The sequence below is a fragment of the Kurthia zopfii genome, from assembly GCF_003143955.1.
Lineage (GTDB): Bacteria > Bacillota > Bacilli > Bacillales_A > Planococcaceae > Kurthia > Kurthia zopfii.
Map to the genome: position 1 here is coordinate 25606 of NZ_QFVS01000016.1, position 14726 is coordinate 40331.

Consider the following 14726-nt stretch of genomic DNA (forward strand, 5'->3'; position numbering starts at 1 on the left):
GTTTTTTTATAATTTATCAATAATTTTCTTCCAAATAGGTGTTTCGGCGATGCGCTCACGTTTTTTCAATTCCGCTGCGATTAAATCTGTTAATTGATCGTATAATTTCTCTCCAAAATGAAGTCCATCATCACTTTTACCAACTAATAATTTCTCATAATCGGGCTGGTCATAAACAAATTGGAAGAAGTCGATACAAGTTGATCTTTGCTCCGCAGCCACTTCCTGCACGATATGCGCGTATTGACTCAAATCTTTATTTGTTCTACTTGTTTGCTTCGACTCATCTACTGGTGGCGGTGTAATTAAGATGACTTTTTTATGCCCAATTTTTCGTACGAAAGCTTCTAAATTTTCTTTAAAAAGATGTAATGGCACTTTTTTATGTTCTGCACAATCATTCGAACCGAATAAGATCGTCACAACATCAGGATGTTTCGATACAACGTCCTCCTTGATTCTTGTACGTGCTTCCACTGTATTATTACCTGCCACACCAGCATTTATATAGAGATGACCTTTTACTTTTTCAGAAAGCATTAAAGTCAGCATCGGTTTCGGATATCCTTCTTTTCGAGTCGTTAAACTGTCACCAAAACAGACAATTTTCATCTTGCCACCTCCTTGGTTGTATCCCTTTATTTTAGGGTATTACTTTACTACAAAGTAGTCAATTTGTGTCGTAATATTAAAACCTGATTTCCTATATAATTGAACCGCTGCTGGGTTGTCAGACTCTACTTCAACAGCAATTGAACTGAAGTTTTTTTCGCATGTATAATTCTTTACCCAATTTAACATACTTAATGCAATCCCTTGATTGCGGAACTGCTCTTTTGTCGCTACTGAAGTTAGCCAAACATCATCTGCAACGACCGCTGTTGTAAATGTACCTACGACCGCTTCATCACGAAGTACCATCCACAGCTGACTCGACTCTTCCTCTTCCATCAATGCTGCCATTTCAGCAGTTTCTTCTGGAAGATCACCGAAACCTTCAGCAAAGATTTGTTGTAATTGTGGTAAATGCGCTTGCTCAAAAGGGATGACTGTAATTGTTGCATCCACTAATTTTGCAGGTTTAGCTGCCATTTGATATTTCGAAGAATTGTATTCATACCCTTGTTCTTCTAATAACGCAGTATAATTCGCCACAGATATAATCGCAGCCATCTCGCCTGTTGCTTCACGCTCGTTTAAACCATGCTTCAATCCTTCAATTAACACTTCTTCGATGCCGATATTACGATAATCTGGATGCACAACCATCGACCATTCAAAAGCATTCATACCGAATAAATCGTACGCATTCACCGCCCCGATTAATTGATCGATATCTTCGTCATATGCTAATACGAGGAAACCATTACAAGTGGCATCTTGCAGACGAGCAAATTGCATAACTTCATATAAATCGACATGTGCAGGGTATTCACTCTTACTAATTAATGTGTTCATTTCTTGAAGCGTCAAATCATCAAGTGGATAGGATGCTTTCATCGCGAATAAATTCATTTGTTTTCACTACCTTTTTATTTTTTCGATTGGGGAGGTTCAAGTATGGCAAAAAAACGATTAACTTGGGTTGATGCAGCAAAAGGGTTGCTCATGATTTTCGTCGTGATTGGTCATTACCCTGTTAAATTGGATCAACCTTGGATTACATTTATTTACTGGTTTCATATGCCTGCATTTTTCATTTTAAGCGGATTATTTTTCAAACCCGTTCCGCAAAATGAACGAATACTTCCGTATGTGAAAAAAAGATTCATGCAACTTATGATTCCTTATTTTTTCTTCCTCATCGTTATTACAGCTCTACGCTATATTTTAGCAATTGCGAGCCATAATTTCACCCTAAACTATTTGCGCCAAGATCTATATGACTTACTACTTGGTGGGCGCTTTGCTGGTGGCTCTTATGGCGTCATTTGGTTCATCACTACATTATTTGCCGCCTATATCTTATTTTTACTCATTACACGTTATTTCAAACCTATTGTACAAATAATTATTTTAGCTATTTTTTATGCTATTGCTCAATGGGAAGGCCAGTATGTCGAAAATTTACCTGGAACAATTAAAGAAGCTTCCTTAACGATCATCATTCCATGGAATCTCGATGTCGCACTTCTCGCGGTTGTTTATTTAGGCATCGGTTACTATCTTAGAAAATTTATTAAAGACATTCATTGGTCTTTGTGGATTGCCAGCACCCTTTTCATTACTTATCATATGTATCTTACTTGGCATGACCGCTTCGATTATCACCTAAGTTTGAAATTCATTCGATACGGTGAGCCGATTTATGATTTACTCATTCCTTTTACATTCGTTATTTCAATTTTAGGGATTATTCAATGGATTACGAAGAAAATTCGTTTAAAGATCTTTGAATTTATCGAAAAACATTCCATCGTTATTATGTATATGCATATTTCTGTTGATAAATTTGCCAACGATTTTATTGCGTATGGCTTGCTTGGTTACACAATTCTCGGTTTGGCCATTCCGATTATTATATCTGTTTTAATGCAAAGATTCGTGCCGGTTGCACCGTTCTTACTTGGCCAACCGCATGTAAAAAAAGTATCTCCCTAGCATACTGCTTTGAAGATACTTTCCGTTTATTATTGCGATTCTAATTTCTTCGTCTGTCGATCACCTTCGAGCGAAAGCCATGTTACACAGACGAGCATGATGATGACACCAGCGATTTGCCAACCTTCTAAGACACGACCTAGCCAAATGACCGAGATGACCATCGCAGTTAAAGGCTCCATACTTGAAAGGATACTCGTCTCAACAGGTGAAATATATTTCATACTGCCGAGGAATAAGACGAAAGCGAAAGTACCGCAGAGGATGACCCATACCATCATCCAAGCAATACTTGGTTGAAGCATGATTTCCATTTCTTCAAATTGCCAAAAACCTTTGAAAAGACCGAGAACTAATCCACCAATTAGCATTCCCCAACCAACAACAATGAGTACACCCCACTCATTCATGATCGAAGTTGGGTATAATGTATAGAAGGCGAAAGTTAAGCCGACACCTAATCCCCAAAGCAATGCTTCATTACTTACGAGCAGGTTACTAAATGACCCGTTCGTTAGTAACAGGAAAAGGCCTACTAATGTACCCGCGATACCGATCACTTGGTACTTTGGCGGTAGCATGCGTTGTGCAAATGATACATATAGCACAACGAAAATTGGTGCTAAAAATTGCAAAAGCGTTGCTAACACTGCATTACTCGCATTAATGGCGGCAACGAATGTATATTGAACACCCAACATCCCTAGAACGCCAAAAATGATTAATTTTACCCACCAAAATGGCGACTTCCAAATTGAAAAAATATCTTTTTTCGTTAACATTAGAAATAGTAATAACATCGCACCTGCTAACGTCAATCTAATTGTTAGCATAAATGAAACGGATAACTCACTAGACGATAATACCCATTCCATCATTGGCCCAGTTGCCCCCCACAGCATCGCGCCGGAAATAATCATGATTATCCCTTTTAACCTTTGTGACGTACTATTCACTTGAACATCCCCTTTTGTATAACTATTTTACTTATTTACTGTAAAGTTTTTGTATTACAACGCCTATTTTTGATTCTTTTTTAATTATTTCAAAAGAAATACTCAAAAAATATTTTTTCTAATTCATTACCCATTACTAATGACTTATACATGGTTTTTATCTATAATATAATGTATATAGTAATTTCAAGGAGTCGTTGCATGATATGTCAGAAAATAACAATATTTTTCAAACAACTATAGAATTAATTAATCACTTACCCCACCCTTTCCTCCTTGTAAATCAAAACGGAGAAATTGTTTTGTGGAATACAGATGCCGAAAGTAAACTTGGCTACAGCTATAAAGAAATGAATGGTTTCCCCGTTCCTTTTGCAGATTCAAGTCAAATTACTGCATACGAGGAATTGTTCCACCAGCTACTTAACGAGCCTCAAACTTCTTTTGACTCTGGGTATCAAAATTATTTAACAAAATCTAAAAAGAGAATGTTATTCAAAACCTATGTAAGAATCATCTACTTTGAAGATCAACCTTATTTAGCTATGAGTCTCGTCTTATCTGATAGTAGCACGACTGATAGTAGTTTTGAAGAGGAGCTATCATATTTATACGCAGGTCTTAAAGATTCTTATATGACACTTTTCTTAGATAGTGAAGGTCTTATTACTGCGGCTAACTCAAGCTTTTTAAAATTGAGTAAATGGACGCCTAAACGTGTTCTTGGCAAAACTTTTTGGCAAATGTTCCCTCAAACTACTGAAGGGACAAAAATCGCCAATAAAATTTGGGAATCCCTGAAAAATAATCGTTCATGGCAAGGCGAGGTAGAAAAAGTAACGAAGGATGGCCAATCATATTGGGTATCTCTATCAGCCATTCCTATCCCAAAAAACCATGCAGGTAGAGCTTCTTACTTATTATTAGAAAAAGATGTTACCGAGAAAAAAGTGTTACAGAAACAATTAGAAAAAATCGCGTATATTGACCAAGAGACGGGCTTAATGAACCGCTATCGACTTGAGCAAATCGTTAATGACATGATTGAGGATGCACAGCATTTCACATTCGTCTTTTTAAGCATCGATAAGTTCTATTCTCTAAAAGAAATTTACGACGAAAAGGCAGAAGCTGTTCTCGTAATGGAATTTACAAGTCGTATGAAAATGTATTTCCAAGATAGTGTCATGGCGCGTATTAGCGTCAATGAATTCGTCGTTCTAACACCACTTGGCGAATGGTTCATCCAAGGATTCCTTGCATACTTAAAACAACACCCAATTTATTTAGATAATACTTCTACACCTCTAACAATTAGTGGTGGTATTACGAAATTCCCTGAGGATCAAAATACATTTAGTAATCTATTCAAAGCTTCAAATACCGTTATTCAAAAAGTACAAAGTGAAGGTGGAGATAATATTACGAGTCTGTCAAAAGACGACCACCAAAATTTAAGTACACGATCTGTTATCGAAAAACGTCTATTAGTCGCTTTAAATCAAAAAGATTTACATGTTCTTTATCAACCTCAACGTGATCTTGACTCTGATGGTATTAAAACTGTCGAAGCACTTGTACGTTGGGAAGATCAAGAAATTGGCATGGTCCCACCAGATATTTTAATTCCAATCGCTGAAGAAACGGGATTAATCAACCAAATCGGTCGTTTCATTCTTGAAAAAGCGTGTGAACAAGCAGTTGAATGGTCAAATCAAGGTCATAATATTCGCGTAAGTATTAATACATCGATTCGCGAATTCCGTGATAAAAACATGGCAGAAGCGATTCGCAAAGTACTTCAAAGTACAGGCTGCCCTGCACATTTATTACAAATTGAGATTACAGAGAAATTCGCTTTAGAAGCAGAAGCAGAATCATCAATCGTAAAACAAATGAAACAGCTTCAAGCGGAAGGCGTTAAATTCTCATTAGATGACTTCGGAACTGGTTATGCTTCATTCCGTTACATGCAATTGCTACCTCTTGAAGAATTTAAAATCGACAAATCATTCATTTCATCTGTTACGTACCAAGAGAAAACACAAGCGCTTGTAAAAGGCATGATCCAATTTGGGAAATCACTTCAAATGCGCGTTGTCGCAGAAGGAGTCGAAACAGAAGAACAAGAATTCTTCCTTCGCGAAGCAGGTTGTGACGCGGTACAAGGTTACTATATTAGCCGCCCAACAAGCCCAATCGACATCGAGAATTTATTATAAGAATTAAAAAATAAAGCGTATTAGAACGAATCGTTGTTCTAATACGCTTTTTCGAATATATAAATTGTAAATATATGTGTTTTTTAACATAAATATGTGGTATTATATCAACAGGTCTATTTACCTAAAAACCAATTAGTTTACTCAAAGATAAAAAAATACCAGTAAATAAGAACCAACCAACTACAGAAAGGTGTTTTCAAATGAAATTAAAATTTTCTCTTGGCATTATCTTTTCACTACTATTAATCTTCACATTTAGTAGCACTTCAAACGCTTCAGAAAAAATCTCTTTACCGAATATCAATAATTTATCTACTTCATATGATACAGTGATTCCACTACAATCTAATCCAGAAAGGCAGGATATTTTAGTAGCAAATAGGGAGCATGCTTATATAATGGACTTAATTAGTGGGAATAAATTACGTACAATACAACCCCAAAAATATTATCTCAACTACTTAAGCACAGATGTTCTAAACAATTACTTTGTCTATCAAGATGATTATGATTATTCTTTTAATTATACCTATAAATATATAAGCAACTTACTTTACTCAACAAAAGGAACAAACGGGAATAAACTTCCTTTCATGGGATATCCACTTGGCTTTTTAGCAAATTCATCAACTTTAATAATTATTGGAATAAAAGAAGAACCCGAAAATGAATATATAGATATGTATGATGAAAAAATCGCATTATACGGCTATGACCTAGATAGAAAAAAGGTCGTATTCAAACGAAATTTACCTAATTATGATTTATATGCTTTCAATAAAGAAATCGTTTTTGCGAACGACAAAAATTTAATGATCTATGATGCAAATGGTAACTATCAAGATGTTATGGAATTTAATTCTAAAATTACAGATTTACACTTTACTGAAGATGGCTCAAAACTAGTAGTAGCAACTAGCGCAGATACACTTCAAATTATTGATACGAAAAATTATTCATTAGATAAGAAACTGCCTTTTATTAATTCTAATAAAGCAGACTTACTTACAATCGATAGCACAAATAAATATCTAGCTTTAAGTGATGAAAACTATCACTTTAAACTTTATGATTTTACTAATGGTAAAAGAATTTACACATCAGAAGATAGCAAAACAACTGGTGGCGGTATTGCGCTTTCTAAAAATGCGAAATTCATTCTTAATAACGGCTCCGTATACAGTGGAAAAAATCTGACTTCCTATATACAAAGTGTTGAATTACCGAATAATTTAAAAACAATCGAGCTTGGTCAATCTTATTCACCAACACTTACTGCCAATCGTGCAAATGGAACAAATGACTTGATTACTTCTGGAATCGAATGGCATACAGATAATTATAATATTGCTTACATTGATGGTGGAAAAAACCTGTTAATTCCGCGGAAAACTGGAGAATTCACACTTTATTCTACTTACTTAGATGAAAAAATTAAAAATCGAGTAAAAGTTGTAGATACAAAGAAGCCCGTATTCGAAGGTGTTAAAAACCTAACATTCTATGCAAACCAAGGAATCAAATCAATGCACGGCATGACCGCTAAAGACCTTGGCGATGGTGATGTTACTTCTAAAGTTAAAGTATCTGGCTCTTTTAATGCTAATAAGGCAGGCGTCTACAAACTAAGTTATTCAGTAACTGATTCAGCTGGAAATACTGCTACTGCAAAACGTACGATCACAATTAAGTACAATCCTTTAAAAAATGCATTTCTTTATGATAAGTACTTCTATCTTTCAAATAGTTCATATAACAAAAAAGGAAGCGGAATTAGTCCATTCCTAGTTTCTAGTTATGTTTATAAAAAAGGGAAAACCATTAGCCCTATAATGGAAATTGATGTAAAAAATATCATCAATAATCCATTTAAAACTATAGTATTCAAGTCTAACGGAAAGCAATTAACGATAAATATTAAAGGCTCTAAATATTATAAATCAACCGAATATGGCTTTTATAATTTATCAACAAAAGACAGAAATTGGATTAAATCTAATGTTGCTGCAAACAAAACTTTAACAGTTCAAATCAATGCATCTAGAAAAAACCTTAAATCTACACTTAATGCAAAACAAAAACAAGGTCTACTAGATGGCGTTTTACTCTATGATTATTTTACAGGAAAATAAACAGAGCCTTAACCAACGTTAGACAAATGAATCAACCGTAGTCGAACACACTATTGTTCTACTTCTAAGGTGAATGAAATTGGATTTTCAATTTCATTCACCTTTTTTATTCGTAATTTCTGAAACGCCACAAAAAAACCTTCGCAACTATTGTGCGAAGGTTTGATTTTATTATGAGTTTGTTTTTGATGCGTATTTTTTTCTTCTTAGCATTGTAAAAATCAATTGCATAAATACTTCTGCAAAAACTAATCCCATTACGATTGCACCTGTGATCAAACTTGTTTTCACTGCGAATTCGATACTTTGCGTATAATCCTTTTCAACAACATGGCGCATCGTATTATAAGCCATACCACCAGGAACAAGTGGAATTATTCCCGCTACACTGAAGATTAACATCGGCGTTTTAAAGCGTTTCGCATACATATGCGCAATCATGGCAATGACAAATGATGCAACAAATGATGCTGGTACTACGTCTACGCCTTGATTCGTAAATGCCAAATAGATTACCCAACCAAGCGCTCCAACAACACCGCAATGAAATAAAGTATTCTTCGGTGCATTAAAAATAATACCGAATGAAGCCGTGGCGATGAAGCTTAAAACCAATTGTATAATGTATTCCATCACTTCATCCTCCTAAAACGCCAGTACAAGCGCTACACCTGCTCCAATTGCTGTGGCAGTAAGAAAGGCTTCGACACCTTTGGCAACACCTGAAACGAAGTGTCCAGCCATTAAATCACGTACTGCATTGGCAATCGGCACACCAGGTACTAACGGCATGACTGATCCAATAATTATTTTATCCAATTCCGCACCAAAACCAAATTCTACGGAGAAGAAAGCGATAATCCCAACAAAGAGGGCTCCGGTAAATTCTGCGAAAAACTTAACTCTCGTTAATGAGTGAATTGCGTAAAAGACGATGAAGCCTATACCACCCGCAACGAAAGCTGCAGGCATATCCGCATAAATCCCTTTAAATAAAATTAAGAAACACGCACTGGCGATGGCAGATGCTAAAATTTGCACCCAAACCGGGAAGAAAAAGTTTGTTCTCTCAATTCTCAATAATTCTTCATAAGCCTTTTCTACTGTGAGTTGTTTCGAAGTTAAACCTCTTGAAACATTATTCACAAGAGAAATTTTCTCTAAATCTGTCGTACGACTAGGTATTTGAGCGATTCTTGTAGGTCTTTCATGTCCAGCTGAAAAAATAATTCCTGTCGGTGTCACAAAACTTTGTGCATCCACATATCCTTGTGACTGCGCCATCCTCATCATTGTATCTTCTGCTCGATAAGTTTCCGCGCCACTTTGCACGAGTAATCGACCGGCTAATAGGAAACAGTTGATCGCTAATTCTTCCTCTTTATTATGAGCCAAAAACTCACACATCCTTTCTTATGTATAAATTGTCATTAAATATAATTAAATTCAAACTTTTTTACGCATTCGTCCGTCTAATAATGGTAATATTAAACTAATATTGAATAAAGGAGTACATAATATGAATCAAAGAAGACCGAAACGCAGATGGCTCATTGATTCTTTACTTGTTTGTACATTCTTATCTCTAGTAATCTTCGCTATTAGTTACATCTTCTTCATGAAAGATACACCGAAAGATGACGCATCTGCTAGTTCAGAACATATTTCAACTGCTGATACTTCGGATTCTTTTGTGAAAAAAGTAACTGTCACAAATGACACAGATCATGGTAAGTACAGAATTAACTATCCACAAACTAATTCTAAAAAGCTAAATGACGCGGTAAATGATTCAATCAACGGGATAAAATCAAACTTTTTAAAGAATCATTCACAGAACGAAACTTTATACGTAAATTACAAAGTTTATCGTCACAAAAAACTGTACTCATTTGTTGTATCACAAAAAGTGAAAGAAGGTACAGTGTTTAAAGAAAAAAACATTACTACTTTTACAGTTGACCAACAAAAAGATGAATTATTAACATTAAACGACATTATTCCATCAGAAAAACATTTACAAAACTTTAGTGACATTGCACAGAAGAAGTTAAATGTAGTTCCGGAAGTTGTGAAGTTTAATAAGACACAGGATCATCAATTAAAAATTGACTCTCGCTCTGCCAACTTTAAAAATATTGCACTTTCCAAAGATACATTAGAGTTGTACTTTAATCCAGAGAGTTTTAACAATTCTTTCGATGATGTCGTTCACTTACAAATTCCGTTAAGTGATTTACAAGCGATTTTAGCTTCAAATCTAAAAGATCCTGTAAAAAGACAGAAAAAGAAAAAAATCACTGGTAAAGTTGTAGCTTTAACTTTTGATGATGGCCCAAATACCACATCAACGCAATCAATTTTAAATACCCTTAAAAAGGAAAATGTAAAAGCGACATTCTTTATGGTAGGTACGCAAGCGAAGGCAAATCCAAAAATGGTGAAAAAAATTGCAGCTGCTGGACATGAGCTGGGTAACCACTCATTAACACATGCAAATCTAATCCATTTGAATCCAAAGCAATTAGCACATGAAATTGAAGAAACGAATAAGGCAATCAAAAAAGCTGTTGGTAAAAACCCGACTGTTTTCAGACCTCCGTATGGTTCATACAATCCTGCGGTAGCAAAAGCAGCGAAAATGCCAATCGTATTATGGAATGTCGATACACTTGACTGGCAACACCATAATGCAGCGAAAACATTAGCAAATGTCAAAGCAGAAAAAACAAAGTATACAACCGTTCTTATGCATGACATTCATCAATCATCTGCTGATGCATTACCTGCCGTAATCAAATACTTGAAAAAAGAAGGCTACACTTTTGTTTCTTCTACAGAAATGTTGAATATTCAAAAGAACCTTTCTAAATAAACGATAAATAAGAGTGAATCATACGCATTAACTCTAAACATATTTAAAATCCTTAGCAGAACACAGCTGTTCAGAAATACATTTACATTGACGATCTTCATGTTTTACACGCAGTTGTGAAGCAGTACTAGATCATGCAGACTGAGTATACTAAAAGCGACCTTCCCTTAATTCCGGGAAAGTCGCTTTTTTGGTCTACGTAAGGGAACCGAGTAAATTCTCTAATTAACTATAGAAATAGCATGATCACGCGTATCCTTTTTAATGGAACACCCGCTGATCATGCTTTATTGAATCACTCTATTCAACACTAAATTAGACAGAATAAATGAGGGCTTGTAAACTTAGACTAACAATTAAAAGGAGTTTGATCCTATGCCTCGTTAACGTCGAACTTTCAAAAGATATTGAACAAATCTGTGAATGCTATAGAAACGGATTTGTTACAAGAAGCATAGTATAATAGAGATAAGAAGGCTTCATATTAATGACAAGGCGGTGATAATATGCTAGAGAAAGAAATGCAAACGCAAATCATCAACCATTTACAATCAGAAGTAGATCCTGCGTTCATTATTTTATTCGGCTCGTATGCGAAGGGAACAAATCGTCAAGAGAGTGATATTGATTTAGCTTATTATAGCGAGCGTCAGCTATCCTCTTATGAGCGTTTTATACTCTCTGCTGACTTAGCAGAACTGACAGGAAAAGAAGTTGATTTAATTGATATCAAACAAATTGATACAGTATTTACGATGCAAATTTTTTCTCAAGGAATCCCAATTTTGATTCAAAATCAAAGTGAATATACGCGTCAAAAAATGAGAGCCTATAGTATGTACGCAACATTAAGTGAACAACGAGCAGATATTATTAAAGATATTAAAGAAAGAGGAAGTGTTTTCGGATATGAATGATGTCATTTTAAATAAAACAACTACAATTGAACGTTGCATAAATCGTATTCAAGAAGTGTATGCAGGGAATCCTGAAAATTTAAAAGATTTCACAAAGCAAGACAGCATCATTTTAAATATTCAACGCGCGTGTGAGGCGAGTATTGATTTAGCAATGCATATTGTAAGTGAGCGTAAACTAGGTGTCCCAAAAGCAAGTCGTGATGGTTTTAGACTGTTACAAGAAGCGGATTTATTAGATGCAACGCTCGCTAAAACATTGATGAATATGGTTGGTTTCCGTAATATCGCTGTCCATGATTATCAGGCGCTCGAACTGGATATTCTAGAAGCGATTTTAGAGAAGCATATTGGTGATTTCAAATTGTTTACTAAAGTCGTAATACAACTTGAATCGTAAAAAAGCTTCCACTTAATTTATATTCCTTACTAACTTTTATAAAAAAAAATAACAAAAAGTCATATTCGCAATATATCAAATAGCTTTCAAAAATACCTTATTTTTATTGAAATAATCTTTTTTATTCTATAAATACCGTAAATCCTTATGTATTCAATCAAAAATACCCTATCAGGGACCTTTTTCAAAGTGTCGATCTGATAGGGTACAGCTATAATATACGATTCATCCTTTTTTTATTTCCAAGGAGGTAATATATGTGATAATTTTCGATCCACTCGATTGCCTAGTACATAATCTGCTTGCATCAACGTATGAATTTCACGCGTTCCTTCGTAAATGACAGGTGCTTTGGAATTTCGCAAAAATCGTGCAACAGGATATTCATCTGAATAACCATAAGCACCATGAATTTGAACAGCATCATCTGCAGCTTGATTCGCAAAATCACACGCCTGCCATTTTGCTAAAGAGGTTTCTCGTGTATTACGTTCTCCACGATTTTTCATGTCACCTACACGATAGACGAGTAGACGACTCATCTGATAACCTGCTTCCATCTTCGCAATCATTTGCTTCACAAGCTGATGATCACCAATTTTTTTGCCGAAAGTTTCACGTTGCTGGCAATACTTCACACTCGCTTCTAAACAAGCATCAATTAAACCAACCGCTCCTGCCGCCACTGTAAAACGCCCATTATCTAATGCCGACATCGCAATTTTGAAACCTTCCCCTTCTTCTCCAAGTAAATTCTCTTTTGGAATGAGGACATCTTCGAAAAAGAGTTCGCCCGTATTACCTGAACGAATGCCATACTTGCCCTTAATCGCTTTTGAAGAGAAACCTCCCATCGTTCTTTCAACGATGAAGGCGGAAATTCCTTTATGACTTTTCGAGCGATCCGTATAAGCAAAAACAATGAAATGATCCGCAACATCACAAAGTGAAATCCATGTTTTTTGACCATTTAATTTATAGTAATCGCCTTCCAACACCGCATTCGATGACATACTCGCTACATCCGAACCCGCTCCTGGCTCCGTTAAACCGAACGCTCCGATTTTGTCGCCCTTCGCTTGAGGTTTTAAATACTTCTCTTTTTGCGCTTCATTGCCCCATTGAAGCAATGTCATACTATTTAATCCTGTATGAACGGATACCGCCGTACGAAAAGCTGTATCACCACGTTCTAATTCTTCACAGGCAATAGCGAGTGAATTATAGTCCATGCCACTACCACCATATTTTTCAGGAATACAGATGCCGAGCAAACCGAGTTGTGCAAGTTGTTTCCAAATGGCTTGATCAAATCCACCTTTGGCATCCCATTCGGCTATCTTCGGTATAATTTCACGGTCGACAAAATGCCTTACAGATTGCCTTAACATTAACTGCTCATCAGAAAATTGAAAATCCATCGCTCGCATCCCCTATCCTTTGATGATATTTGTCGAACGCAACACTGTTTCAGTAATCGTCACACCATGATTATTCATCTCGCTCATATATTCCTCACCTGGCACTGCCACTTCTGGAGGTAACACGCCTTTCTGAGTAATCGTACCGTCGCCAATCAATTGGGCAACAACCGAGATCGTATTCGCAGTCGCTAGCGCCATCGCTGTTTCACTACTATTTTTATCGCGGTACGTCACCATTTCATATTGATACGAAGCACGTTCTTCATTACGCTCTCCATGAACTTCTACTCGCAATAGAACAACATCTTCCTTGTCGCCTAAATTCAATTTCTCTTGTAAAAACTGCTTCATCACTTCACGCATTTCAACAGTTGTACCGTCTTTCAACGTGACATCTGAACCCTTTTTAGTCAGTCCAAGATCGACAAGTAATTTAAAATGCTCCGCATGCCCTGCGTAACGAATTGTTTTATATTCTAATGATTGCACTTTCGGGAAGGATTGCGGCAATGTTGATAAGCCTCCACTTGTATGGAATGCCTCCAAGCCAACAAATCCAGGGAAATAAAGGTTTTCAATCTCTGTTAATGACGGTAATTCTCTAAAAGTGCCATCTCGGATAATGACAGACGGATTCGTGTAATGATCAAATACGCCATCAAGTGAGAATACGACATTGTAGTTTAAAGGAGGTTGTTTTTCGACCGGAATGCCACCGACATACAATTTAATCGAATTTACTCGATCCAATTTCGATGCGCCATATCCGGCTAAAATATTCGTCATCCCTGGTGCAACACCCAAGTCTGGAATAAGCGTAACTCCTTTTTCTTTTGCCTTGGCATCCAATTTCAATACCTCATCCGTAATACCACCGATATGACCACCCAAATCGACGGAATGAACACCGATTTCAATCGCCATTTGCGCCACTTTTAAATTGAATGAATAGAAAAGTGCGTTGACGACTACATCTGCTTTCGACATCGCGTCACGGAGTTGCTCATCGATTGTCGCATCGACAGTTAAAAGTTCGATTTTATCCGTATTCAACCGTTCAACGAAGCTTCTCACTTTTTCAACATCGACATCTGCCAAATAGATTTTCTCTACTTTTGGACTGCTCACCATATCGCGTGCTACCTCTTTACCCATTAAACCTGCTCCTAGAATTGTCACTTTCATTGGAATGCCCC

13 protein-coding genes are annotated in these 14726 nt (G+C 36.2%); 6 read left to right on the top strand and 7 right to left on the bottom strand.

Translation table 11 applies throughout. The features are described from left to right. Positions 1 to 6: 6 nt before the first annotated feature. The gene (locus tag DF281_RS07345; protein ID WP_109349611.1) at positions 7 to 612 is read right to left on the bottom strand and encodes a GDSL-type esterase/lipase family protein; all 606 of its coding nucleotides are present in this window, start codon (positions 610 to 612) and stop codon (positions 7 to 9) included. Positions 613 to 651: 39 nt separating this feature from the next. Then, positions 652 to 1515: a GNAT family N-acetyltransferase gene (locus tag DF281_RS07350; protein ID WP_109349612.1), complete on the bottom strand. Its 864-nt coding sequence runs from the start codon at positions 1513 to 1515 to the stop codon at positions 652 to 654. Between the two features lie 45 nt (positions 1516 to 1560). On the opposite strand from DF281_RS07350, the gene DF281_RS07355 reads away from it, so the two are divergent. Next, a complete protein-coding gene (locus tag DF281_RS07355; RefSeq protein WP_109349613.1) occupies positions 1561 to 2601 on the top strand; it encodes an acyltransferase family protein in 1041 nt (346 codons plus the stop codon). Positions 2602 to 2630: 29 nt separating this feature from the next. Here DF281_RS07355 and DF281_RS07360 read toward each other — a convergent pair whose 3' ends face one another. Then, the gene (locus tag DF281_RS07360; RefSeq protein WP_109349614.1) at positions 2631 to 3521 is read right to left on the bottom strand and encodes a DMT family transporter; all 891 of its coding nucleotides are present in this window, start codon (positions 3519 to 3521) and stop codon (positions 2631 to 2633) included. A gap of 242 nt (positions 3522 to 3763) precedes the next feature. Here DF281_RS07360 and DF281_RS07365 point away from each other — a divergent pair, with 242 nt between their 5' ends. After that, complete coding sequence (locus DF281_RS07365; RefSeq protein WP_109349615.1) at positions 3764 to 5779, top strand: bifunctional diguanylate cyclase/phosphodiesterase; 2016 nt, start codon at positions 3764 to 3766, stop codon at positions 5777 to 5779. 203 nt (positions 5780 to 5982) lie between these two features. Beyond that, the gene (locus DF281_RS07370; RefSeq protein ID WP_109349616.1) at positions 5983 to 7914 is read left to right on the top strand and encodes a DUF5011 domain-containing protein; all 1932 of its coding nucleotides are present in this window, start codon (positions 5983 to 5985) and stop codon (positions 7912 to 7914) included. A gap of 171 nt (positions 7915 to 8085) precedes the next feature. Here the strand turns inward: DF281_RS07370 and DF281_RS07375 are convergent, their stop codons facing one another. Together DF281_RS07375 and DF281_RS07380 are read right to left on the bottom strand one after the other, a co-directional pair. After that, positions 8086 to 8547 carry a threonine/serine exporter family protein gene (locus DF281_RS07375; protein WP_109349617.1) on the bottom strand — a complete coding sequence of 154 codons (462 nt, stop codon included), beginning with the start codon at positions 8545 to 8547 and terminating at the stop codon, positions 8086 to 8088. A 12-nt stretch (positions 8548 to 8559) separates the two neighbouring features. Further along, complete coding sequence (locus DF281_RS07380) at positions 8560 to 9321, bottom strand: threonine/serine exporter family protein (RefSeq protein WP_109349618.1); 762 nt, start codon at positions 9319 to 9321, stop codon at positions 8560 to 8562. Between the two features lie 112 nt (positions 9322 to 9433). Here DF281_RS07380 and DF281_RS07385 point away from each other — a divergent pair, with 112 nt between their 5' ends. The 3 genes from DF281_RS07385 (at position 9434) to hepT (ending at position 12106) form a co-directional block, all read left to right on the top strand. After that, a complete protein-coding gene (locus tag DF281_RS07385; RefSeq protein ID WP_109349619.1) occupies positions 9434 to 10789 on the top strand; it encodes a polysaccharide deacetylase family protein in 1356 nt (451 codons plus the stop codon). Positions 10790 to 11295: 506 nt separating this feature from the next. Continuing rightward, positions 11296 to 11706 (top strand): type VII toxin-antitoxin system MntA family adenylyltransferase antitoxin, encoded by a 411-nt coding sequence (gene mntA / locus DF281_RS07390; protein WP_109349620.1) that lies wholly within the window; start codon positions 11296 to 11298, stop codon positions 11704 to 11706. Further along, positions 11699 to 12106, top strand: a complete 408-nt coding sequence (hepT, locus tag DF281_RS07395) for a type VII toxin-antitoxin system HepT family RNase toxin (protein WP_109349621.1) — start codon at positions 11699 to 11701, stop codon at positions 12104 to 12106. Before mntA ends, hepT begins: the two co-directional genes overlap by 8 nt. A 236-nt stretch (positions 12107 to 12342) precedes the next feature. Here the strand turns inward: hepT and DF281_RS07400 are convergent, their stop codons facing one another. Next, positions 12343 to 13527: an acyl-CoA dehydrogenase family protein gene (locus DF281_RS07400; RefSeq protein ID WP_109349622.1), complete on the bottom strand. Its 1185-nt coding sequence runs from the start codon at positions 13525 to 13527 to the stop codon at positions 12343 to 12345. A gap of 12 nt (positions 13528 to 13539) precedes the next feature. Beyond that, positions 13540 to 14715, bottom strand: a complete 1176-nt coding sequence (locus tag DF281_RS07405; protein WP_109349623.1) for a saccharopine dehydrogenase family protein — start codon at positions 14713 to 14715, stop codon at positions 13540 to 13542. Between the last annotated feature and the right edge of the window lie 11 nt (positions 14716 to 14726).